A 22,365-nucleotide genomic window follows, 5' to 3' on the forward strand; every position below is an offset into this window, starting at 1 on the left:
GAGTCGCGCCATCGGCTGTCTTCAATCCTGCCATGACCACGACCTCCTCCCGTCCCGCGTACACCGTCCAGACCGAGCACGCCCTTTTGCGCTGCTGGTCACCCGCGGACGCCGCTCAGGCTCTCCGCGCCATCGAATCCAGCCTTGAGCACCTGCTCCCCTGGATGGAATGGGCGAAGCGCTACCCGATGAGCGTGATGCAGCAGGCCATGCAGCTGCGCCGCATGCGCGGCCTTTTCGATCTCGGGCAGGACTTCGCCTACGCCGTGTTCTCTCGCGACAACAGCGAGGTCCTTGGGGGGACCGGCCTTCATCCTCGCGTGGGCGAGGGAGGACTTGAGATTGGCTATTGGATCGCGGCCGGGCACACGGGCCGTGGCCTCGCGACCGAGGTCGCGGGGGCGCTCACCCGCGTCGCCTTCGAAGTGGAAGGGGTGCGCAGGGTCGAGATCCATTGCGACCCGCGCAATGCCCGGAGTGCCAGCGTCGCCCGCAGGCTGGGTTTCACCCACGAAGGCACCCTGCGCCAGCGGCTCGTCGCGCCCGACGGCAGCCTCCGGGACACGATGATCTGGACCCTGCTCGCCGCCGAGTACCCGGGCAGCCATGCTGCCGCGATCCCCTTCGAGGCCTTCGACATGCTGGGGCAGAAGCTCCTCTGAGTCACGTCCCTGTGTCGGGACTTCAAGATAGGGCGACGGTGTCACTCACCCGACGCCGCATCCCGTATGCTCGCGCCCGCCATGTCCCCGAACCTGAAAGCCCGAAGCGCGCTCGCCGCGGCCTCGCTCCTGCTGGCGACCCCGGTGCTCGCGCAGGCCCCGCAGTCCGGCGCGCCGCCCACACAAGCCGCGCCACCGTCGCCGCCCGAGGGCGCTCCGCCCGCGCAGGCCCAGCCCGTGATGACGAAGCCTCCGGAGCTGGTGCAGCAGGTGGCGGCCCCATATCCGCCTGAAGCGCTCGCGGAGGGGCTCACCGCCTCCGTGCGCCTCATCATCACCATCGCCGCGGACGGCACCGTGTCGGACGTGCTGCCCACGGAGCCGGCGGGCCATGGCTTCGACGAGGCCGCCCTCGCGGCGGTGCGCCAGTTCCGCTTCTCGCCCGCGGAGGTGGATGGGGTGCCCGCGCCGGTGCAGGTGGAGTACGTCTACCACTTCACCCTCGACGCTCCGCCCACGGAGGGCCCCGGACAGGAACAGGTCCAGGCGGCGCCCAAGGCCACGCTCACCGGCCAGCTCATCTCACGCGGCAGCCGCTCACGGGTGGCCGGTGCCACCGTGCGCTGCGGTGACGATCCGGAGGCGCCCGAGGCCATCTCCGACGCGGACGGCCGCTTCACGCTTGAAGTGCCCCCCGGCGAGTGCGCGGTGCGCGTGGTGGCGTCCGGCTTCCAGCTCTACCAGACGAAGGAGCAGCTCCAGGAGAACGTGACGACGGAGGTGAACTTCTTCCTCGCCCCCGCCGCCGGTGCGCTGGAGACGGTGGTGCGCTCCGAGCGGCCGAAGAAGGAGGTCGTGCGCCGGACCATCACGCGCGAGGAGGCGCAGCGGACGCCGGGCACCTTCGGAGACCCCATCCGCGTCATCCAGACCCTGCCGGGCGTGGCGCGTGCGCCCTTCATCTCCGGCGAGCTGCTGGTGCGCGGCTCCAACCCCGGCCAGACGGCGACGATGATGGACGGGGTCGGCATCCCCATCCTCTTCCACCTGCTCGGCGGCCCCTCGGTGGTGAACGCGGAGTTCATCGACCAGCTCGACTTCTATCCGGGTGGCTACGGCAGCCAGTACGGCCGCGCGGTGGGCGGCATCGTGGAGGTCGGCACGCGCAAGGGCGCCGCCGACACGTTCCACGGCTCGGTGAAGGTGGACGTGCTGGACGCGGGCTTCTTCCTGGAGGCGCCCGTGACGGACGGCATCAGCGTGGCCGCCGCCGCGCGGCGCTCGTACATCGACACGCTGCTGCCCGTCTTCCTCCCCAAGAGCGAGGGCAGCACGCTGTCTGTCGTTCCTCGCTACTGGGACTACCAGTTGCGCGTGGACTTCGGCGCGAAGCGGGGCGCCCGCTCGGAAGAGGAGGCCCAGGCCCAGGCGGGCGGCGCGCGCAGCACCGGCTACGTCATGGCCTTCGGCAGTGACGACCAGCTCCGGGTGGTGTCCTCGGGCCCGAAGACGGAACGGGACCTGTCAATCGACACGCAGACCCTCTTCCACCGCATCAAGGGTGACTGGACGTACCGCAAGGGCGCGCTCACCTCCGTCTTCACGCCGTACCTGGGCTACGACGCGAACAGCTTCGAGTTCGGCGCCGCGAAGCAGGACGGCGTGGGCTACACGGTGGGCGCGCGCGAGGTGCTGGGCCTGGAGCTGTCCTCCGCGCTCACCGTGCGCACCGGCCTGGACCTCGTGTACGAACACCAGTCGTACGACGTGCAGTTCCCCGCGCCGGAGAACTTCGAGTACGTGGCCTTCCCCGGCGCCGAGTCCGTGGGCGAGCTGCTGGTGGAGAAGATCGGCCTGGGCGCCTTCGACGGCGCGCTCTTCGTGGAGGCGGACCTGAAGGTGGGGAAGTTCACCTTCACCCCCGGCGTGCGCGGCAACCTCCAGAGCGCGGGCAACACCCGGAATCTGGCGTTGGATCCACGGCTGTGGGTGCGCTTCGCGGCCACCGAGCGCACCAACCTCAAGGGCTCGCTCGGCCTCTACAGCCAGCCGCCGGAGACGTTCCGCTTCATCGACCTGCCGTACGGCAACCCGGACCTCGTCTACCAGCGTGCGTTCCAGAGCAGCCTCGGCGTGGATCACCGCCTGACGGACGTGCTCAACGTGGACGTGACGGGCTTCTTCAACCGCCGCTTCAACAACATCGCGGCGCCCGGGCAGATCGTCACGCGCTCGGGTGGGGGCGTGGTCCAACTGCCGTACTCCAACGAGGGCATCGGCCGCGCCCTGGGCCTGGAGGTGATGGTGAAGAAGGACCGCGCGTCCGCGTCTGACAAGTGGTCCGGCTGGCTGTCGTACACCTTCAGCCGCTCGCTCGACGGGCGCGCGGGCCCCAAGCCCGACGGCGGCGGTGGCTTCGGCGGGGGCTTCGGTGGCGACGGAGATGAGACGTACGGCCTCAGTCCCTTCGACCAGACGCACATCCTCACGTTGGTGAGCAGCTACGTGCTGGGCAACGGCTGGGAGCTGGGCGGGCGCTTCCGCTACACCACCGGCCGTCCGACGACGCCGCTCAACCACACGTTCGACCTGTACCAGGCGGACCGCAACCGCTTCAACGGCACGTATGGCCCGTATGCCTCGGCGCGCACGGCCGGCTTCCACCAACTGGACGTGCGGCTGGACAAGAGCTGGCAATTCCAGAGCTGGACGCTGGGGGCGTACATCGACGTGCAGAACCTCTACAACGCGGAGAACGTCGAGTTCGTCTTCAACGACTACCGGCTGCGCCAGGAGTACGAGGTGCCCGGCATCCCCATCCTTCCCGTGGTGGGCGTGAAAGGAAGCTTCTGACATGAAGGCCCTGATCAACACCGGAGGCCTGGTCCTGCTGGCGATGACGGCCCTCGCCTGCGTCGATCCCGAAGATCAGCCCTCGCGCGTGCACGACTTCCGGGTGCTCGGCGTCTCCACGGAGCAGCCGGAGCTGATGGCCTCCACCTGCGAGCGCACGCCGGAGGCCCTGGACGCGCTCGCGGCGGAGGTGACGTACCGCGCGCTGCTGGTGGACCCCGCGGGCGAGGGGCGCTCCATCCAGTACACGCTGTGGGCGTGCGCGGATCCGGAGGACCGCACGTGCGCGAACGAGGCGGACCGCGCGCTGCTCGCGGAGGGCACCACGGGCGAGGGTGAGCTGACGCTCCCCATCCGTCCCGGCGCGGCCAGGGTGGGGGAGGACCGGCTGCTGCTGGAGCGCGTGCAGGAGGAGGACCCCTACCAGGGGCTGGGAGGCATCCGCATGCCGCTCGTCCTGCGGGCGGTGGCGGGCGATGAAGAGGTGTACGCGCAGAAGCTGATGGTCTTCTGGTGCCCGGTGGTGGAGGGCATGAAGGCCAACGAGCAGCCGGTGCTGCCGGGCCTGCTCGTGGACGACGTGGCCTGGCCGGACGGCGAGCCGCTGGCGCTGAGCGGCCCCGGTCCCTTCGTGGTGACGTCCGAGGACGTGTCGGCACGCGAGGAGACGTACGTGGTGCCGGGCCTGCGACTGCAGGCCGTCACGCTCAAGGAGGCGTGGGAGATCTCCTGGCACGCCACGCTGGGGGAGTTCAGTCCGCAGGAGACGGGCGGCGCGGACTTCGGTGGCCAGCAGGGACGACACCGCACGGAGTGGGAGCCGGCCGAAGGCGCGGCGGCGCAGGAGGTGACGTTCTGGGCCGTGGTGCGCGATGGGCGCGGCGGCAGCTCATGGCTGGTGCGCCGGGCGCGCTGGAGTCCCTGAGCACCACCGCCCCATCGAGCGCCGCCAGCCCTACGGTGTCCCTTCCTCGCCGACGTGGAAGGTATTGCTGGTCACCGGCTCCCGGTCGGTCTGCCCCTGGGAGTCGGTCCGCAACGTGTCCACATCGTGCACGATGCGGTACTCGCCGGTCGGCAACGCCGCGGGCAGCAGCAGCGTGCCCTGGGCCTGTGCGCCGCCTTTCAGCGTGTGCTGCATGAGCTGGCAGGCCTCGTTCTCGCCCAGGTGCGGCGTATAGACCCACCCGCTGTCCTCCTGGCGCTCCATCCGGACGGTGCAGAGGTTGTAGCCCACCTTGCGAGTGCCCTCGTTCTGGAGCACGAGCTGTACGGTGTCGCCGGGCTGATACTCCGTGGCGTCCGTGGTGAGGGAGACCGCGACCTCCCCACAGGCCACCAGCATCGTGGTGAGCGCCATCAACGAAAGTGCGTGTCGCATCTGCATCCTCCTGAGAATGAGCCCCTGCGCCAATGCAGCCGCCGGGCCATTCTCATCCCACTGTCTTCTCGAAGGTTTGCACAAGAGGCCCACTCAGAAATCCGGAGTCGTGCGTCAGGCATCACGGATCTCCGCGCCGCCCGGCAAACGCGGCCGGTGGTGGCCGACCTTGCCGGCACTTCCGGCCCGGAACACGGCAATGCTTGCCGTCCTGGAGGTCGCCTCTGGGGGAAGGAGTTCCTCGCGGGGATTGGCACCCGCGTTGCTCTGGGGATGGCCTGCTGCCAACCCCAAGGACTCCAGACGCCATGATGAAGCTTCGCACGCTGCTGCTGTTGTTGCCCTGTCTCCTGTGGGGTCCGCTCGCGCTCGCCCAGGCGCCGAACGTCACCACCTATTACGAGCCCATGGAGGGGGGCGCCATCCGCTACCACACCATGGCATCCCCGTCCTCGACCGGGCCGGGTCCCAGCCACCAACTGTCGCTCGCGCTGGCATTGCGCAACAACCAGGCGACGTCCGTGACGTTGACCCAGGTGCTGATTGATTTCCCTGGCACGACGCTGTTGTCGGCCATGTCCACCAGCGTCGCCGTGCCCGCGAACGCGATCCGCAACTGGTCGTTCAGCACCGCCCAGAACATCATCCTGCCCAACCCCGCGCCGGCCACCATCCGCGTCTGGCTCTACTTCACGGGCTACCCGACCCCGGTGATCGAGACGTTCTCGCTCGCCGCCTACCAGGCGCCCACTCCGTCGGGCAGCAACCGCTTCTGGGGCCGGGTGGGTGACCTGCGCCCCCACGAGTACTGGCAGGGCATGGGCGCGGTGCACGGCGCGAGCGTCCAGGGCTGCCAGCTCTTCGCCCATGACGTGGGCGTCTATGGTTGGACGGGCTCCGGCTGGTCCGACCTGCTTCCGGGCACCGACGGTTCGCAGAACGAGCACTACCGGCAGTGGGGCAAGCCCATTTTCGCCGTCTCCGCGGGCACGGTGTCGGCCTTCGTCAACACCGACCCGACCAACTTCCCGGTGGGTTCGGTCAACCCGGCATCGCACGGAGGCGGCAACAGCTTCCTCGTCGACAACGGCACGTATGAAGTCGGGTATGCCCACATGCAGGCCGGCACGCTCAACCCTGCTCTGTTGTCCATTGGCGCGCAGGTCAACGTGGGCGACTACCTGGGCCTGCTGGGCAACTCGGGCAGCTCCTCGAAGCCGCACCTCCACATCGGAGCGATCGCCTCGGACGCGTCGGCGACGCTGTGGTCCCCCCAGTGCGGAGGCCCGCTGCGCCCATTGCCGCTCGACGGTGCCTTCGCCATTGACCAGGCGGTGTTGACGGGCTGGTACGGGATGGAGCAGCTCGCGCCCTGGTCCGTGATGAACGGCGTGGGCATTCCCAGCGGAGCGGCACCCAATCACGTCAACTCGCTCCTCTGGCCCTCCGCGAGCCTGCCGGTGGTGCTGAACCACGCCGTGCTCAACGACTTCGCGCTGGCCCCCAACGGCCAGCTGTGGGCCGTGGGCAACACGAACGCGGTCCGCACCACCCAGGACCGCTTGAACGGCACCTTCCACACCGGCGTCTACCTGGATGTGAACCCGGGCGGCTCCGCGAAGGCCATCGCCGTCTCCGCCGCGGTTCCGTATGTGATTGGGATGAACGACTTCGTCTACCGGGGCACCAGCTCCGGGTGGGTCCAGACGGCGCAGACGGCCAAGCGCCTCACGGTGGATGAGTCCACCGGCAAGGCGTGGGTCATTGGCCTGGACGACAAGGTCTACTCCTTCAACCCCGCCACCCTCCTGTGGAGCGCCCACCTCCCGACCGCCTCGACGGGCAAGGACATCGCGGTCGCCCAGGGCATCCCCTACATCATCGGTATGGATGACCGCGTCTGGAAGTACAACGGCTCCTCCTTCGTGCAGCTGCCCGCCACCACGACGCTCAAGCGGCTGGCGGTGGACGGCACCTCCGGCAAGCTGTGGGGCATCGGGGCCAATGACGGCGTCTGGTCTTCCACGGGCGGCAGCACCTGGGCCGAGCACCCCGGCGGCGCCCGCGCCTATGACATCACCGTGTTCCAGGGGCTTCCGCACGTGCGCGGCCTGGATGGCGGCGTCTGGAAGATCGCGGGCTTCGGCTTCTCCCGCATCAACGTCGTCCAGCCCTGAGCGTCGCTGGGGTCGTGCAAGGTCTCCGCACCTCGCACGACCCTCCCAGGCGGGGGCCACTCCGGCCCCCGCCCGGGGACTCACCTCACGATGCGGTAGATGTGGTGCGTGTATTCCGCGGCGAACGTGTCCGTGAACGTGCTGCCGGAGTAGGGGAGGGTGCGGCCCTCGCCAACCACCCGGGAAGAGTGCCCGCGCCGAAGATGCTGACCTCGCTGTCGACGGCCCGGGTCAGCTCGCCTGTTTCAGTGGGCGCCGGGGTTTCGTCAGCGCAGGCCGTGAGGCAACCCAGCGCAAGGAGCCAGAGCAGGCCGTGGGGCCGGTATCGGGATGAATGCACGTCACATCTCCTGGGGAGTGGCGGAAGGGGGAACCGCCATGTCCAGGATGTCACGTTTTAGAGCTAAAGCGGCTTTCAGTCGCCCCGCTTCTTCTTGCCCCGCGCGACCTCGGTGGCCAGGGCATCCAGCCGTGGCGTCCAGAACGCACGGAAGCGGTTCAGCCAGGCATCCACCTCCGCCAGGGGTGCGGCGTCCACGGCATAGAGGCGCCGGGCGCCATCCACCCGCACCGTCGCGAAGCCGTTGTCCCGCAGGACCTTCAGGTGCTGCGAGACGGCCGACTGGGTGATGCCGAACTCGCGCTGGACCACGGCCACGACCTCACCCGAGGCGTGCTCGCCTTCCGCGAGCAGCTCCAGGATGCGGCGGCGGACCGGATCTCCGAGGACGTCGAAGGCGTGCATCAGCCTCCTGTATAGAACGCGGCCGTGCGGTCGGCCATCCCTCGGGCCACGTCCGGCGCCTCTCCGGCCGCTACGTGGGCATCGGCCCAGGCCTGGGCGCTCACGCGCATGAAGGCCTTGGCCTCGTCGGATGCAGCCCAGGCGGCATTGGCTTCCGGCGCCAGGTCCTGGCCACCCTCGGCGTGGAGGCCCAGTCCGTAGAAGCCCAGGTCCCAGCCCACGCCCGTGGCGCCAGGACCGAACTGGCTCCAGAACTGTTCGACGTCGGCGGCGTGCACGATGTGTTCAAGCGTCAGCCGCGTGCCCTTGCCCTCCGGGGCCAGGCGGACGGTCACCCAGCTCATGCCGCCGTTGAACTCCCAGGTGACATCAAACGCCGTGGGCTTGTCACACCGGGTGATGGTTCCTCCCGCGTTCCCCTTGAGCTGATAGCGGCCGCCCTTGTGCAGCTGCCCTTCGATGGGCAGGAACCAGCGCGGGATGCGCTCGGCGTTGGTGACCGCGTCCCACAGGTCCTCGATGCCGGTGGTGTAGACGCGGTGGGCGATGACCACGTGGGCCGGCTTGCCTTCGTGCTCGCGCTCGACGCATGCACGGAACTGGGCGCCAATGACTTCGTGAAGCATGTGTGTACCTCCCGCTTTCACGGAGTCATTACAGTTCGTGCTCATATTAGTCAAATCTAATATTCCAGCCCGACTCAGCGCGAGTCCACGCCCCACAGCCCGACGGTGCCGTCTCCCTGTCCCCAGGCCAGGAGGCGCCCGTCGGGCGAGAAGAGGACGTCGCTCGTCTGGATGTCGTTGTCGTCGCCCGTGCGGAACAGCTCCGCGCCCGTGTCGAAGCGGTGGACGCTGAAGCCACGGCCGTCATGCGAGGCCGCGAGCAACGTTCCCTCCGGGTTGAAGTCCAGGTTGCAGGCATAGCCGCGGAACCCCGACAGCGTTCGCACGATGCGGCGCTCGCCCACGTGCACCACGACCACGTCTTCCGTGAGCCCGCCCACGGCGAGCAGCGGCTCCGTGGGGTGGAAGGCGACGCTCCAGGCCGGGGACGCATCGATGGACAGACGCCAGGGCCTGGCCCCCGGGGTCGTCTCCCAGAGCCAGAGATTGCCCTGCTGCCCGTCATGGGGAATCGCGGTCACCGCCGCGAAGCGACCCTCCGGAGAGAGCGCGCACGCCGTCACGGAGACATCGATGTCCAGGCCTCCCAGCTCGCATGCCAGCCGCCAGGACTTCACGTCCCAGATGAACGGCGCTCCTCCGTCTGGCACCACCAGCAGGTGCTCACCGCCCCGGGACCTGGCGAGCGTGGTCACCGCATGCTGCACGTGTTCCTCGCCCAGCAGTGCGCCGTCCCTCGCGGAGAGGGCCAGCAGCCGCGGCCGCCAGAGCCCCGCGGGCGACAGGTTCGCCGGCCCCACGCAGACGACCCGCTCTTCGCCGGTGAGGACCGCGGGGGCCGCGGAGGGTGGGGCCTCGAAGGTGCCAAGGGGCGCGTCCGAGGGGCTCCCCACGTCCCACCACCGCAACGGCGCCTCCCCCCGGCCCTTCGCGAGCAGCAGCGTGCCGCCCGGGTCGAAGCCGAGCTGGTGACCCGAGGAGAAGGGGATTCGCCGGGGCCCCAGCTCCCGCACGCGCTTCAGGTGGGGGGCCTGGGCCGGAGTGATGACGGGACGTGAGGCGTTCATGCGCGTTCCCCTAGAAGCAGGTGCCGGTGCTCTGGTCCACGATGCACTCGGGGAGGATGAGGCGCCCCTCCATGATGTCCAGCTCCAGGTGGTAGTTCTTGTAGTACTCGAAGTCATTCGTCGACACGGGCGCCGGAACGGAGCCGGCGCGCAGCTCCAGCCGCACCATCGAGAAGGGCAGGACCATGGCCTCGGCCTCGTACACGTAATACGTCGTGGTGTGCAGGGGATCGTCGTAGACGACCTGGGTCGCGATATCGACCCACTGGTTGAGCGCGTTGAGCTGCTGGAGCGCGAGGATGGCCGTCATGGGCCGGTACGGCAGGTTCCAGGGCTCCCACGGGCGCAGCGAGTAGGCGCGCAGCTTCACCTGGGCCCGGACCTTCTTCGCCGTCTGGTGGGCGAAGAACGCCGGGACCTGCATGAAGACATGGCCGCTGCGGCTGGTCATCAAGGGCAGCGTGTAGATGCCCGTCCCCCACTCCGCGGGGTTCGTGGGGCAGCGGATCTCATTGGAGCGGAAGCCGCTGAGCATGCGCTCGTCGCTCCACTTCCAGCGCTGTCGCGGGCAGCCGTTGTACGGGTCCAGGGGGCACGGCTCGCTGGCCGTCAGGTTGAACGTCGGGTGCGTCGTGGGCGGCGGCTGCGACGGCGCGCCGCACGCGATGGCGTTGCTCCCCGACGCGTCCACCAGGACACAGGTGCTGGTGATGGGCCGGTCCGCCCAACCGCACATGTCGATGGACACCTCCCTCACGTACTGGAAGTTGAAGGCATTGGCCGGAGAGGACGACGAGAGGATTCCCAGGGCGACGAGCGCCGGTGCGAAGGTCTGGAGGAGGGTCTTCATGGAGGGCTCACGGGTTGCCGGGCGCGCGCGTCGGCAGCGACGCCACGCGCCCGGCGGGGTTGAGGGTGTGGGAGGCAAGGGACTGCTGCGTCAGGGGCCCAGGTCCACGTGGGACGCATCCGCCCAGATCTGCTCCAGCATCGCCATCTCGCTGGCGTTCAGGTCACGTTCGGTCAGGCCCTTCGACTTGGCCAGCATGGCCTCGCGGAACCACTTGGTGAATCCGGTACGGGCTTCCTTCTGGCCTTGGGGGACGAGCACGTTGGAGTCCGTCACCTTGGCGGCGATGTCCGCAGGCGCATACTCGCCGGGCGTGTGCGAGACCTCCTTCTTGAGGTGGGGCCGGGGACGACCGGCCGTCCCGTTGGGCGCGATGCGGATGATGGAGCCGTCCGCGTGCGCCCAGACCTCCTGGACGCTGTCGGAGGCCTTCAGGACGAAGCCCTTCTGCGGCAGTAGCGCCTGGACCTCCTCCAGGATCATGCCCTTCATCGAGGGCAGGCTTCGCGCCGACCCGCCCATGTTCTTCTTGATGAGTGTGTCACGCACCCTGGGGTTCCAGATGGTGAGGAAGATGTCCAAGCCGACGACCTTGTTCATCGCGCCGCCGCCCACCGTGGAGGCGAAGTCGGTGACGAACTTGTCGCCGTAGGTGTCCGCCAGGTGTTTGATCTGCTTCCCGGTGAGTTCCTCCAGATGGGACATGGCGTTGTCCCCGATGCGCGCGCGCAGGAACCGGGCCTCGGTGGCCCCCAGGTCCAGCACCAGGTTGTCGAGGATCTTGCCCACGCGCCCGGCGGCGGGGGCTATCGCCATGACGCCGTGCCAGAAGGCACCGCTGCCGATGACGACCCCCAGGCCGGAGGCGATGCGCTCCTCCGTGGACAGCTCCTCCCCGTTTGGCAGGCAGAACTTCCTGCCCGTGACGGCCTCGCACAGGTCCAGCACGTCTCCCACCGGGGTGAAGCCCACGGCGAACCGCCCGACCTCCACGGCGGCGGTGGCCACGGACTGGGTCAGCCGGGTGAGCTCCGACAGCGCGCTCGTGTCCACGCTGAAGATGGCGGCGCCCGCGCCGTGCAGCAGGCCATTGAGGGTCTCCAGCAGCAGCCGCTCCTCGGGGGTCATGTTCGGGTCCCAGCCGGCCAGCGCGTCCTTGAGCGCCGTGGCCGCCTGGGGCGTCCGCGCCATCAACGTCGTGTCCAGCCGGTGGCGGATGTCCTGGGGGATGGGGCTGTCCACGAACCAGCCGGACTCGTCCATGAAGGTGCGCACGTAGGACGCCACGCCCTGGCGCGCGTTGAGGAACGCCGCCCACTCGTCGTTCGACACGGCGGCCCGGGACTCCAGCGAGCGGCGCATCGCGTCCACGTTGGCGCGCCAGCCGCGCACCGTCGTCAGGAAACCCACCCGGTCCTGCGCGGAGCCGGTGCCCATCTGCTGCTCCAGCCGGGCAATCACCTGCTGCGCGAAGGCCGCATACGGATCATGCGCGGGGTCGAAGTCGTCGTTGGGGACGACCTCGGGCACCGTCACGTCCGGCACCTCGTCCAGCCCGCTGCCGGTTTCGAAGCGGTCCGGCGAGCCCAGGTCATGCCCCGCCTGCGCCACCGAGGCCTCGATGAGCGACACGGCCTCGTCCACGTGCAGGCCCAGCTCCGTGGTGATGCGGGCAATCTCCGCCCGCAGTTGCGTCACGTTCGTCTTGAGGTCCGCCACCAGGTTGACCAGGGCCCGGCGCGTGCTGGACGGCACGTCCGGGTAGCGGCGCAGGAGCGCGTCCAGCTCCGCCGCGGTCAGCTCGTCGAAGCCCTTCTGCAAGAGCGTCGTCAGCTCCGCCTCCAGGCTGTCGAGCCGCGCCTGCTGCGCCGAGAGGTCGGCGATGCGATTCGCGTTGCCCAGCAGCTTGTTGCGGTCCTCGGAGAGGGCCCGCTCCAGCTCCGCGATGCGGTCCGCCAGCCCCGGGTTGATCTCCCGCAGCGTGAAGTTGACGTTCGTCCGTCCGGTGAACTCCGTGCCCTGACGGTTGACGTAGAACAGGGGCATCAGGCCCTGCCCGGGTCGGCTCAGCTTGACGAGCTCCGTCGTAAAGGTGTTCGCGTTGCCACCCAGGGTGGTGACGCTGAAGTCGAAGGAGTTGTTTCCGGGCCGCAGCAGGACGGAGTCGAACGGCGCGCTGAACGCGTTGTAGAGGTCCCGGTTCTGGGCCACTCGGTAGGCCCTCGGGATGGTGTACGTGGGCAGGGGGATGCTGTTGACTTTGAAGAAGGGATCGCCCTCCTGCACGATGGTGGCGCTGCTGTTGCTGCCCTTGGAGCCGACGTACGAGACGGTCTCCCAGAGGATTTCGTAGGGGTCGGCCCGCGCGGGGCTCGCGGCCAGCAGCGCGAACAGCAGGGCCAGGGGGGCGCGTTGCATCCGGGAGGCCCCGGTGCGCGGGGGGATGGCAGGTCGGTTGTTCATGTCGGGCCTCACAGTCCGTCGGACACCCGCAGCGCGGCGTCATGCACCATCGCGGCGGTCTTGAGCTGACCTGTGGCCAGCTTCGCTTCCACGTCCGTCAGCAGCGCCGCGGGCACGGTTCCCGCCTGACGCATCATCGCCACGTTGATCCGCAGCGTGCCGGGCAGGGTGGACGTCATCCACGAGCGCACGCGGGAGAAGTCCCGGCGCATGGCCACGCACCCCGCCTCCCGCCAGGAGCGCTGCCCCGCCTGGGGCGGCGCGCACGCGGGCTCGAACTGGAGGTACGCGTCCATCTGGTCGAACTTCTCCGCCAGCAGGGACAGCTTCAGCACGGTGCTCCTGGGCGCCACCTGCCACAGCTTCGTGCTGCGGGAGGTGACGTCGTCCAGGAAGCGCTGCGAGGCGGTGAGGAAGGCGGCATCCGCCAGCGCCTGACGCGTCGCCGCGTTCGCCTCCAGGCCGATGAGCGCGTCCCGCCGCTGCTTCATGCCCTCCAGCAGCGTGTCCACCCCGGTGAGCACCTTGCGCAGCCGCGACCCGGCATAGCCCTCGATGCCGCCGAGCATCTCCAGCTCCCCGTCGACCAGGTCGCCCATCCGCAGGCCGCGCCGCGCGATGAAGTCCTTGTGGGGCGCGAGCTGCTCCACGTAGTCCTCCTGCAGCTCCGCCAGCAGCACGCGCAGCCGCACCGCCTCCATCGCGATCGCGCTCGACTCGGCGCTCTCCTGATGCGCCAGGTCCACCGCGTCGAGCTGCACCGTCACCAGCCCCTGGAGGTCGGCGGCGGAGCCCTGGCTGGCCAGCGCATGGAGCTTCGCGGTGGTGGCGGCCTCGGTGGCCCTGTACGCGCTGAAGCGGTTCGCGAGCGTCACCACCTGGGGCGCCAGCGTGTCCAGCGTCGCCCGTGCCCGGGCCACCGTCTCCTCCAGGTGCTCCATGCCGGCCTTCACGTCCGCTTCCTCGAGCACCACCGGATCGCCGTACGCGCCGGCCTCCTGCTTCACCTTCGCCTCCGCGGCGCCGAGCATCGTCTTCACGCGTTCCGTCACGGCGGCGAGGATGCGCCCCTGGTCCTTGACGTAGTTCCGGGACTCCCCCGCGTGGATCTTCAGGCTCTCCAGCAGCGCGTCCGCGCTCTTGTTGTTGTTCTTCAGGAAGTTCGTCACCTGCTGCTGCGAGTCCATCCACGCCGTCAGGTCCCCGGCGGAGCTGTCTTCCCCCGGTCCCACGGACCACAACTTGATGACCTGGTAGCGGCACGCGAGGTCCGAGCCACAGGTGCTCGCCAGCCGGTTGGCGACGCGGTCGTAGACCACCTGCGGGCTGGCGGGGCTCGGCGCACACTCCGCGAGGGCGCCAGGGCTGTAGGCGCAGAACATGGGGACGTAGGTGGAGTTGTGCTGCCGCTGCGTGGCCAGCGGGGCCTGCGCGGGTGGGGACGGGGGCGGCTGCCCGCAGCCCGTGGCCAGCAGCGCCGCCAGCGCGGTGCCCGGACCCATGCGGAGTCGGAAGGGATTCATGCTCGTGCTTTCGGGTGGAGGGGGACGGCCGCCTACGGCAGCCACGGGTCCAGTTGGGTCAGGGCGAGGAGCTTCTTGTTCTGGAGCCGGATGACCTCGGTCTTCGCGTCCTCGTAGAGCTGCGCGTAGTCGGGCGGGTTCTGCGTCTGCCGGGCGAGGATGGCGTTGAGCCGCGCGAGGATTTCCGCCGCGCCCGTGCCCAGGTGGTCCTCCAGCGTCATGACGGTGCCATCCGGCCGCTGCCAGTCCTCCGGCTTGCCCAGCACCCAGAGCTCGGCGTGCAGCCGCAGCAGGGCCAGACGCTCCTCGATGGAGAGGTCGCCGCAACTGAGGACCATCGACTCCAGCGCGGGCGTGGACTCGAGGGCCGCCGCGCGCAGCTCCTGCATCGTCGGGTTCGACAGCTCCACGCGGAAGCGGTCGGCCAGGCTGTGCATGAACGCGTAGGCCCGCTGGTAGAGCATCAGCTCCTCCATCCGGTCCGAGTGGTCTTGCGCGGTGGCGATCTGCGCGTCGAGGGCGGTGATGAGGGCCTGGGCCTCCGCCGTCGAGACCACGTCCACCTCGTTCCAGCGGACCTCCAGCGAGATGCGGCAGCTTCCGTCCAGCACCGCCGATGGCGTCCAGGTGGAGTTGTCGCTCAGGGTGAGGTTGCCCACCGGCGCCCCGCCCGGCCCGCGCAGCAGGACCTCCGTGCCGCGCAGATAGGGAATGAGGGCGGGTGATGCTCCCGCTGCCTCCGCCCTGGCCTCCAGCGTGTACTGGGTGGAGCAGTTGCCGGAGACCACGGAGCGCAGCGCGGTCTTCAGCGGCACCGCCGTCTCCGCCGTGGGCGTCGACAGCTGCTGGGGATTGATGTGGCAGTTCACCAGCCGGTTGAAGCGCAGCTCGCAGCGCGCCGGAGAGATGAGGTCGACAACGTCCGCCGCATAGGCCGCGGGCGCCATCAGCAGGGCACACGCCGCCCCCGCGATTCGCGTGTTCATGACTTTTCCTGTGGATGGGGTTCTGGAGCGCCCAGAGGAGTACCGGGATGGGGGGACACGGGACATCGCCGTGCCGCCAGCGGACCCAGGCGTGGGACGAAGCGGCCCATGGCGTCCGTGAGCTGGCCAGCGCGACCGCTGGCTCCCTTGTGTGCTCTCGCGACGGTCTCCGGGCCAGCAGGCGTCCGAAGGGTGTGTCAGCCCCTGTTTACATTTGTATCACTGGCGCCGGAGCATCCCTTCCACATGGGTCTCTCCTGCGTCTTCTTCTTCGTGCCCAAGGTGTTCGTCGTTTCCTCGAGGTCCTCCGCGAGTCCGCGTCCGGGGCCGGGCAGGAGCTCACGCCTCGCGGGACTGGGCACCGCGCTGCTCCTTGTCTTGATGTCGGCTTCCCTGGCGCATGCGGCGCCGGTGCGGGCCAGCGTGCCCGCGTTGGACGGATGGCGCTTCCGCTGGGGTGACTCGCCGCTGGGGCCCGAGGGCATCCCCACCTGGGCGAATGCGACGGGCACGGAGGAGGGCTGGCAGCCGGTGGAGGCGCTGAAGGTGCCTCCGGGCCGTGGCATGAACACGCTGCTCTGGCTGAGCATCCCCGTCCCCGAGGGGAAGTGGGTGGAGCCGGCGCTCTACCTTGGAAACGTCGCCAACGCCTTCGAGGCGTACTCCGGCGGCCAGCGCATCTACGCGAGCGGGAAGGTGAACCCCTCTGGCCGCGAGAGCATGGACAGCATGGCCTGGCACCTGGTGCCCCTGCCGCCCGACCTGAAGGACCCGCGCATCCTGCTGCGCATCCAGGGGACCGGGTTCGCCATCGGCGTGACGCTCGACGCGAGGGTGGGCTCGCACCGTGAACTGCTCGCCGCGGCGACGCGCACGGGGCTGGCGCCGTTCGTCATCGGAATGATGTTGCTCGCCATCGCCGGGGTGAGCGCGGGCGCCGCCGTGCTGCGCCGCCAGCGGCGCATGCTGGTGGCACTGACCGTCTTCTCCGGGGGCTCGGGCGTGCTGCTGCTCGGCTTGAGCGGCCTGTTCGCCGCGCTCTGGGACCTGCGCGTCGCCAGCACCCGGCTCACGCTGCTGGGCGCGTACTGCATCCTCCCGGGCCTCGCGTGGTTCCTCTCGGACACGATTGGCGAGGGGCGGATGCGCTGGTTCCGCATCGGCGCGGCGGTGGTCTCCGTCCCGGCCGCGCTCCAGGCCGCCCTCGTCCTCGTGAACCTGAGCCTGGCCCAGGGGCTCCTGCCGTTCATGATCCTCTATTCGCTTCCCGGGATCATGGTCTGCGTCGGCGTCGTGGCCGTGGAGTCCTGGCGCGGCAACTCCGACGCCCGCATCTTCGTCGTCGGCCTGGGCATCCTCTTCTTCTTCTGCGTCCTCAGCACGCTCCCCATGCTCGGCCTCGCGGATGCGGCGGACCTCCAACTGCACTGGGGTTTCTTCGCGCTCACGCTGTCGTTCGTGGGCATCGTGGCAAGCCGCTCGTCGCGGGTGATGCGCTCCCTGGCGCAGCACACGCGCAGGTTGGAGGAGCGGCGCAAGGAGGTGCGTCAGCTCGCTGACAGCATGGGGAGCGGCGCCGGAGAGCTGGCCGCGGTGGTGCAGCAGCTTCGCGCCACGAGCGAGGAGCAGACTTCCGGCATCAGCCGTCAGGCGACGGCGCTCCACCAACTGGAGCAGACGGTGGAGGAGATCCGCCAGAGCTCGCACGTGACGGCCGACAAGGCCCGCCTGATGGCCGCCTCCGCGGAGACGGCCGAGCAGGTGGGGCTGGACGGCGGCGTGGCCCTGGAGCGCACGCTGACGGACCTCTCCGCCATCCGCGCCGAGGTGTCGGAGATGGCCAGCCACATCCTCACGCTCGATGCGCGCACGCGTGAGATCGCCGGCATCGTGGACGTGGTGAAGGCGCTGGCGGACCAATCCAACATGCTGGCCCTCAACGCGGCCATCGAGGCGGTGCGCAGCGGCGACACCGGCAAGGGCTTTGGTGTGGTGGCACGGCAGATGCGCAGCCTCGCGGACCAGTCCATCCACGCCACCCAGCGCATCCGCGAGGTGCTCGAAGGGGTGGGCGCGAGCATGCGCGAGGCCGCGAAGGCGAGCGAGCAGGGCGAGCAGCGGGTGCTGGGCAGCCTCGAAGCGGTGCGCACCTCCGGCGTGCAGCTCCAGAAGCTGGCCTCCATCATCCGCGACACCAGCTCCAGCGTGCGCCAGATCACCGCCGCCGTGGCCCAGCAGGACACGGGCACGCACCAGATTGCCCAGGCCATCCAGGAGCTGTCCGCCCAGATGCAGCGCACGCTGAGGGTGGTGGACGAGACGCAGAACGTCACCCACTCCGTGCAGTCGCTGGCCCAGCGCCTGTCGGGCGTCGCCGACCACGCCCTCCGCTCCGGCACCCTGGACGCGCAGGAGACGCCGGCCCCATAGTTTCCCCGCAACTTCCGGATGCCTCCCGGGTTCACAGGGCATTTCCCGGAGGAATCACCGCATGAAGCAACACGGAAGGACGACCTTCATCTCGGCGTGCGCGCTGTTGGCCCTGGACCTCATCGGCTGTGGAACCGCCGGGGACGCCGCCCTTGAACCCATCGAGGAGTCGTCCCTGGGCACGTCCCAGGCGGCCCTCACGGTGTATGAACAAGCCGCGCTGGACACGGCCAACACCTCGGCGAGCTGCGCGCCGCTCGGGAACTTCTACTGGGAGCTTGGCAATGCAGCGGGGGCGCTCTACGCAATCCCGCGAGGCAGCGGCGTGTCCGCGACGACGGTGATGCCCATCGCGTCCGCGAGCAAGTGGCTGTACGCGGGGGCCTACGTGCAGTCGAAGGGGTACGCGAACCTCACCGCGGACGAGAAGAAGCGGCTCAACTTCACCAGTGGCTACATCGACGAGAGCACCACCTTGTGTGGGGACGCTGGGACGACGGTCTCGGATTGCTATGGCCCCGCCTACAAGGACGTCTCCTACCGCTCGCTCCAGAACGGCCGTTTCTTCTACAACGGCGGCCACATGCAGAAGCTGGCCCTGGACGATATCGGCGCGAGAAAGGGCACCGGTGTGGCCAGCGTCATGGACTGGATCAACGCCCGGCTGGGCACCACCCTGCCGGAGTCCGACAGCGACGTCGCCCCGGCCGGGGGTTTCTCCGCCAGCGCGGCGTACTACCGCGTCTTCCTGATGAAGCTGATCAACAACCAGTACGAGCTGTCCTCCAAGCTGAACGTGGACTCCGTTCCGGCCTGGGAGGGGGGCACCAACGTCTCCTACACGCCGTGGACGGCAGCAGGTCAGGCGTACTACGGGCTGGGGCACTGGATTGAAGGAGAGACCGTCAGTGGCGTGTGGACCGTGACGGGCCACTCCTCGGCGGGAGCCTTTGGTTTCTACCCCTGGGTGAACGCCGCCAGGACCCGGTACATGCTCCTGGCCCGCAGTCGCCAGCTGGGTGGGGATGCGGAGGGCGAGAAGTCACGCGTCTGTGCCCAGGCCATCCGCAAGGCCTACGAGCTGGGCGTGCCGCAGCCGTAGCCGCCACGCGGCTTCGCGCGTCCGTGTCCGCGACGCGCGAGCCGCTCCCGGGCGGTGGGGAAGGGTCAGCGCACCTCGAGTTCGTAGATGCGCGTCGCCGGGTCGCCGTTCTGGGACGGGGTGGTCACGTTGAGCTTGATGTAGCGCGCCGAGGTGGCGCTGATCGCGTGGGTCGACGTGTTGGCGGTGTTGTTGGTCACCGTCACCGGGGTGCTCCAGGTCGTGCCGTTGGTGGAGGTCTGGAGGGTGAAGGCCCGGGTGTTCCAGGTGCTCGATTCGCCGCCCGCGCCGGCATGCTTGACGACGAAGCTGCTGACCGTCTGCGCCGAGCCGAGGTCCACCTGAAGCCACGCAGGAGCGGCCAACGAGCAGAACTTGTCGGTGGTGCCGCCGGAGACGCTTCCGTTGACCGCCTTGGCCGCCGTTTCGCTGGTGTTGCAGGCGCTGGAGCCGGTCGTCGGCTTGTTGAGCGCCATGTTGACGTTGCCGGCGCCGACCGAGACGGTCTGGGTCTTGGTGTTGCTGGCGCCGCCATTGTCGGTCACGGTCAGGGTGACGTTGTAGTTGCCGGTGCTGGCATAGACACGGCTGGGATTGGTCGCGGTCGAGCCGCTGCCGTCGCCAAAGTTCCAGCTCCGCGAGGCGATGCTGCCGTCGCTGTCGCTGGATGCGTCGCTGAAGGTCGCCGTGAGTCCGCTCACGGTGACGCCGAAGTTGGCCACCGGCGGGGTGTTGCCGCTGACCGCGGTGTTGATCGCCGCCGCGTACTGCGCGGCCGTGCCCTGCGCCCCGCACGCCTGGATGTCGTCGTAGAGCCACATGAAGCCGCCGTTGATGCCAGCGGTGCTCTTCCAGTTGCTCATCTTGCTCTGCACCGTGGCCGGACTGTCGCCGCTGCCGCAGCCGGTGCCGTGGCGCGACCACAGGCCCGGGTCGACGGTCATGCCCATCGCGGTGTTCCAGCTCGCCGGATTGTTGCCGGCGCCGCCGTCGTAGACCTGGAGGTAGATGCCGTCGACCGCGCTGCCGAGGTTGTCCTTGAGGCTCCGCCAGAAGGTCTGCTGGGTGTAGGGCGCGAAGGTGATCTTGTAGCCCTGGCCAATCAGCATCTGCCCGAACTGGGTGGTCGGGGCGAGGTCGTAGGCGCTCTCGTCATCGAAGTTGACCGCGTTGGCGCCCGTGGCGGTCTTCAGCGCCTGGAAGTTGCGGTACAGGATGCTGTTGCTGCCGGTGCCGCAGACGAGGGTGCTGCCGCAGCCCGTGGCGGTGCCGTTGACCAGCCGGGCCATGCGCTCGAAGTCGGGAACGCTCCAGGCGCCAATCGACACTTCGATGCGATTGACGGAGGTCGGCGCGGTCTTGAGCGTGGCGAGTCGCGTGGGCCAGGCCGGGTCACCGATGTAGGCGCCGTTCCTGACCACCGGGATGTCGTTGTAGACGAGGTCGCCGTTGTCCTCGATGTGGAAGCTCCACAGGATCACGGTGGTGAAGCCCGAGCCGCGCAGGTCGTCCATCACCGCGGTGCCGCCTGAATAGAAAGGGCCACCGCCGTAGACCGCCGAATCAGCCTGGGCCGCTGGCGTGAATGCAAACAGGGTGAGGGCAGCGAGCGCCGACCCGAAGCGGTGGACGGGAAGGAGGCAGGACGCGAGTGGCTTCGACTTCAGCATGGTGCGATCTCCTGTCGCCGGCTTCGGCGACAGGCAGACATTGCGAGCGCCGAAGCCGGAATGTCCATATTATTCGGACAGTCCGGAATAAGGCGAATCTCTTCGCCTGGGCTCAGCGGAGGCCGACGAAGTCGATACCGGCGGAGGAGATCTGGTCGTTCCAGGGGCCTCCCGCAGCGGCATTGATGTCACTCAGGCTCTGGGTCGTGCTGAAGCACCTGCCCGTTCGCGAAGGGTGTTCGCAGAGGGTCGCGCGATAGGGGCCGAGGATCCTGACGGAGGACAGGATGTCATCGAAGCCCAGGTCGCCCAGATAGTCGACGCCGGAGGTGAGCCGCAGCACGTTGCCTTCGAACTGGCCGTGCTCGTAGAGGTACACGCCGTCCGAGGCGGAGTAGGCCTGGACGGCATACGTGTAGTCGCCCAGGGAGGCCTTGTAGCCCGTCCCGTAATCCGAATACGCCCAGTTGCTGAGTCCGCCGGGCGCCTTCTTCACCACCACGCTCCAGAGCTGGAAGGGGAAGCGGGAGCTCACCCGACCATGAAGCTGGAGGGCCCGGTCGCTCGTGCTTCCTGACAGCGCGCCGAGCTGGGCGTTCACGAAGCCGCCCAGGAAGCCATTGCTCACCGCGCTCGTCACCGTGCGCGAGGTGAAGGCCAGGTGCGTGTAGTCATCCATGGTGTCGGATTGGACGTAGCTTCCATCCGTGTGCATCCAACCGGCCCAACTGCCCTTGAGCGCCAGGGCATGCCAGTACCGTCCCGGGGCGGCGTTCTGGAGGAACGCGTTGAGGCCATACCAGCGGGCCTGGGCGTCACCGCCAAGCGTGTAGGAGATGTTCCTGAACGCAGTGCCGAAATCGCCTGGGAGGATGCTGGCGGAAGGCAGCAGCCGGTAGTTGAGGGCCAGGATGGCGTCAATCAGCCCCGCTCCCGGGAAGTCCATCATCATGACCCCCGCGCGCTGGACGCTGCCTCCCACCAGGTGGTCGATGGCGTAGTCATTGACGCCCCGGATGGAGAGGCCGTCGCCTCCGGCCACCACGTTGGGAAAGGCCGCCACGGAGGAGCCACTGAGGAAGTTCACATACAGCGTGGGAGGGGCCCCCGCGTTCGTCCTCCCCAGGTGGTCCCGGACCTTGTCCCACTTGTTGTCGATGTCGAAGATGGTGGACACGGTCCAGTCATCCTGGAGGGCCAGCGAACCCCAGCTCACGCCGTAGGCGCCACCGCTGAAGTTGTCCAGGACGACGATCTTGCCGCGCACCTCCCCGAGCGTGGGGACGTGGGTGCCTCGCCAGACATAGGGGCTATAGGCGGGCTGGTTGCGATACCACTCGAACGTCTGTTGGAAGCTGCGGCTGTTGCCCTCCGGGGTGTGCTCCTCCTTCACCCGCATGAGGATCGTTTCGCCGGGATGGTCGCGCAGGAACTGGGTGGTGGTCGTCAGCACGTCATCGAAGTTGGCGTTCAGGTAGACGACGCCATGGTGGATGGCGAACCGGTCGCCAATGTGGCGACACCGGATGTCCAGGGCACGCAGGCCCGCGTCCAACTGGGCCCTCAGGCTCAGGGATTGCGTCTGGGTGAGGTCGCCGCCCGTCGAGGTGAACGCCATGGAGTCATGGGTGCCCGGCAGCGACAGGGAGGCGAGGCTCGCGGATCCCGGCATCCAGCTCAACCAGTCCGGATGACTCGTTTCGATGCTACCGGAGTGGTTGTAGTAGCGCCCCCGTGCGGCAGCGGGGGTGGTCGCGAGCAGCGCGAGGAAGAGCACCGCCGCCGCGTCGCGCAGGCAGGGAGCATGGAGCATCCGGTGGGACATGGGGC

16 protein-coding genes are annotated in these 22,365 nt (G+C 68.9%); 6 read left to right on the forward strand and 10 right to left on the reverse strand.

Annotated elements, in window-relative coordinates; translation table 11 throughout:
• Positions 1–32 precede the first annotated feature (32 nt).
• From D7X74_RS00185 to D7X74_RS00195, 3 genes are all read left to right on the forward strand, one after another.
• Positions 33–662 (forward strand): GNAT family N-acetyltransferase, encoded by a 630-nt coding sequence (locus D7X74_RS00185; protein WP_120530854.1) that lies wholly within the window; start codon positions 33–35, stop codon positions 660–662.
• Between the two features lie 81 nt (positions 663–743).
• The gene (locus D7X74_RS00190; protein ID WP_233601906.1) at positions 744–3,515 is read left to right on the forward strand and encodes a TonB family protein; all 2,772 of its coding nucleotides are present in this window, start codon (positions 744–746) and stop codon (positions 3,513–3,515) included.
• 1 nt (position 3,516) lies between these two features.
• Complete coding sequence (locus D7X74_RS00195) at positions 3,517–4,440, forward strand: hypothetical protein (RefSeq protein ID WP_120530856.1); 924 nt, start codon at positions 3,517–3,519, stop codon at positions 4,438–4,440.
• A 30-nt stretch (positions 4,441–4,470) separates the two neighbouring features.
• Here D7X74_RS00195 and D7X74_RS00200 read toward each other — a convergent pair whose 3' ends face one another.
• Positions 4,471–4,896, reverse strand: coding sequence for an immunoglobulin-like domain-containing protein (locus D7X74_RS00200; protein ID WP_147444124.1), 426 nt, complete (start codon positions 4,894–4,896; stop codon positions 4,471–4,473).
• Positions 4,897–5,204: 308 nt separating this feature from the next.
• Here D7X74_RS00200 and D7X74_RS00205 point away from each other — a divergent pair, with 308 nt between their 5' ends.
• Positions 5,205–7,073, forward strand: a complete 1,869-nt coding sequence (locus tag D7X74_RS00205; protein ID WP_158620234.1) for a M23 family metallopeptidase — start codon at positions 5,205–5,207, stop codon at positions 7,071–7,073.
• A gap of 415 nt (positions 7,074–7,488) precedes the next feature.
• Here the strand turns inward: D7X74_RS00205 and D7X74_RS00210 are convergent, their stop codons facing one another.
• The 7 genes from D7X74_RS00210 to D7X74_RS00240 form a co-directional block, all read right to left on the reverse strand.
• Positions 7,489–7,818, reverse strand: coding sequence for a helix-turn-helix transcriptional regulator (locus tag D7X74_RS00210; RefSeq protein WP_120530859.1), 330 nt, complete (start codon positions 7,816–7,818; stop codon positions 7,489–7,491).
• Complete coding sequence (locus D7X74_RS00215; RefSeq protein WP_120530860.1) at positions 7,818–8,444, reverse strand: SRPBCC family protein; 627 nt, start codon at positions 8,442–8,444, stop codon at positions 7,818–7,820. The genes D7X74_RS00210 and D7X74_RS00215 overlap by 1 nt, the downstream gene beginning before the upstream one ends.
• Before the next feature lie 74 nt (positions 8,445–8,518).
• On the reverse strand, positions 8,519–9,511 hold the full coding sequence (locus tag D7X74_RS00220) for a WD40 repeat domain-containing protein (RefSeq protein WP_120530861.1): 993 nt from the start codon (positions 9,509–9,511) through the stop codon (positions 8,519–8,521).
• A gap of 10 nt (positions 9,512–9,521) precedes the next feature.
• The gene (locus D7X74_RS00225; protein ID WP_120530862.1) at positions 9,522–10,361 is read right to left on the reverse strand and encodes a hypothetical protein; all 840 of its coding nucleotides are present in this window, start codon (positions 10,359–10,361) and stop codon (positions 9,522–9,524) included.
• A gap of 90 nt (positions 10,362–10,451) precedes the next feature.
• Positions 10,452–12,824, reverse strand: coding sequence for a hypothetical protein (locus D7X74_RS00230; protein ID WP_120530863.1), 2,373 nt, complete (start codon positions 12,822–12,824; stop codon positions 10,452–10,454).
• An 8-nt stretch (positions 12,825–12,832) separates the two neighbouring features.
• Positions 12,833–14,347, reverse strand: a complete 1,515-nt coding sequence (locus D7X74_RS00235; protein ID WP_120530864.1) for a hypothetical protein — start codon at positions 14,345–14,347, stop codon at positions 12,833–12,835.
• Positions 14,348–14,379: 32 nt separating this feature from the next.
• A complete protein-coding gene (locus tag D7X74_RS00240; RefSeq protein ID WP_120530865.1) occupies positions 14,380–15,333 on the reverse strand; it encodes a hypothetical protein in 954 nt (317 codons plus the stop codon).
• A gap of 246 nt (positions 15,334–15,579) precedes the next feature.
• On the opposite strand from D7X74_RS00240, the gene D7X74_RS00245 reads away from it, so the two are divergent.
• Both D7X74_RS00245 and D7X74_RS00250 read left to right on the forward strand, forming a co-directional pair.
• A complete protein-coding gene (locus tag D7X74_RS00245; RefSeq protein ID WP_120530866.1) occupies positions 15,580–17,763 on the forward strand; it encodes a methyl-accepting chemotaxis protein in 2,184 nt (727 codons plus the stop codon).
• Positions 17,764–17,824: 61 nt separating this feature from the next.
• On the forward strand, positions 17,825–18,865 hold the full coding sequence (locus tag D7X74_RS00250) for a hypothetical protein (protein ID WP_120530867.1): 1,041 nt from the start codon (positions 17,825–17,827) through the stop codon (positions 18,863–18,865).
• Positions 18,866–18,930: 65 nt separating this feature from the next.
• On the opposite strand, the gene D7X74_RS00255 is transcribed toward D7X74_RS00250, so the two are convergent.
• Together D7X74_RS00255 and D7X74_RS00260 are read right to left on the reverse strand one after the other, a co-directional pair.
• Positions 18,931–20,535 (reverse strand): PKD domain-containing protein, encoded by a 1,605-nt coding sequence (locus D7X74_RS00255; RefSeq protein ID WP_120530868.1) that lies wholly within the window; start codon positions 20,533–20,535, stop codon positions 18,931–18,933.
• Positions 20,536–20,647: 112 nt separating this feature from the next.
• The gene (locus D7X74_RS00260; protein WP_120530869.1) at positions 20,648–22,360 is read right to left on the reverse strand and encodes a phosphatidylinositol-specific phospholipase C domain-containing protein; all 1,713 of its coding nucleotides are present in this window, start codon (positions 22,358–22,360) and stop codon (positions 20,648–20,650) included.
• Between the last annotated feature and the right edge of the window lie 5 nt (positions 22,361–22,365).

Source organism: Corallococcus sp. CA047B (assembly GCF_003612065.1).
Taxonomy (GTDB): domain Bacteria; phylum Myxococcota; class Myxococcia; order Myxococcales; family Myxococcaceae; genus Corallococcus; species Corallococcus praedator.

Bases quoted from the DNA above. Each gene is read 5' to 3' on its own strand.
- D7X74_RS00185 (WP_120530854.1), top strand. From the start codon at position 33: ATGACCACGACCTCCTCCCGTCCCGCGTACACCGTCCAGACCGAGCAC.
- D7X74_RS00190 (WP_233601906.1), top strand. From the start codon at position 744: ATGTCCCCGAACCTGAAAGCCCGAAGCGCGCTCGCCGCGGCCTCGCTC.
- D7X74_RS00195 (WP_120530856.1), top strand. From the start codon at position 3,517: ATGAAGGCCCTGATCAACACCGGAGGCCTGGTCCTGCTGGCGATGACG.
- D7X74_RS00200 (WP_147444124.1), bottom strand. From the start codon at position 4,896: ATGCGACACGCACTTTCGTTGATGGCGCTCACCACGATGCTGGTGGCC.
- D7X74_RS00205 (WP_158620234.1), top strand. From the start codon at position 5,205: ATGATGAAGCTTCGCACGCTGCTGCTGTTGTTGCCCTGTCTCCTGTGG.
- D7X74_RS00210 (WP_120530859.1), bottom strand. From the start codon at position 7,818: ATGCACGCCTTCGACGTCCTCGGAGATCCGGTCCGCCGCCGCATCCTG.
- D7X74_RS00215 (WP_120530860.1), bottom strand. From the start codon at position 8,444: ATGCTTCACGAAGTCATTGGCGCCCAGTTCCGTGCATGCGTCGAGCGC.
- D7X74_RS00220 (WP_120530861.1), bottom strand. From the start codon at position 9,511: ATGAACGCCTCACGTCCCGTCATCACTCCGGCCCAGGCCCCCCACCTG.
- D7X74_RS00225 (WP_120530862.1), bottom strand. From the start codon at position 10,361: ATGAAGACCCTCCTCCAGACCTTCGCACCGGCGCTCGTCGCCCTGGGA.
- D7X74_RS00230 (WP_120530863.1), bottom strand. From the start codon at position 12,824: ATGAACAACCGACCTGCCATCCCCCCGCGCACCGGGGCCTCCCGGATG.
- D7X74_RS00235 (WP_120530864.1), bottom strand. From the start codon at position 14,347: ATGAATCCCTTCCGACTCCGCATGGGTCCGGGCACCGCGCTGGCGGCG.
- D7X74_RS00240 (WP_120530865.1), bottom strand. From the start codon at position 15,333: ATGAACACGCGAATCGCGGGGGCGGCGTGTGCCCTGCTGATGGCGCCC.
- D7X74_RS00245 (WP_120530866.1), top strand. From the start codon at position 15,580: ATGGGTCTCTCCTGCGTCTTCTTCTTCGTGCCCAAGGTGTTCGTCGTT.
- D7X74_RS00250 (WP_120530867.1), top strand. From the start codon at position 17,825: ATGAAGCAACACGGAAGGACGACCTTCATCTCGGCGTGCGCGCTGTTG.
- D7X74_RS00255 (WP_120530868.1), bottom strand. From the start codon at position 20,535: ATGCTGAAGTCGAAGCCACTCGCGTCCTGCCTCCTTCCCGTCCACCGC.
- D7X74_RS00260 (WP_120530869.1), bottom strand. From the start codon at position 22,360: ATGTCCCACCGGATGCTCCATGCTCCCTGCCTGCGCGACGCGGCGGCG.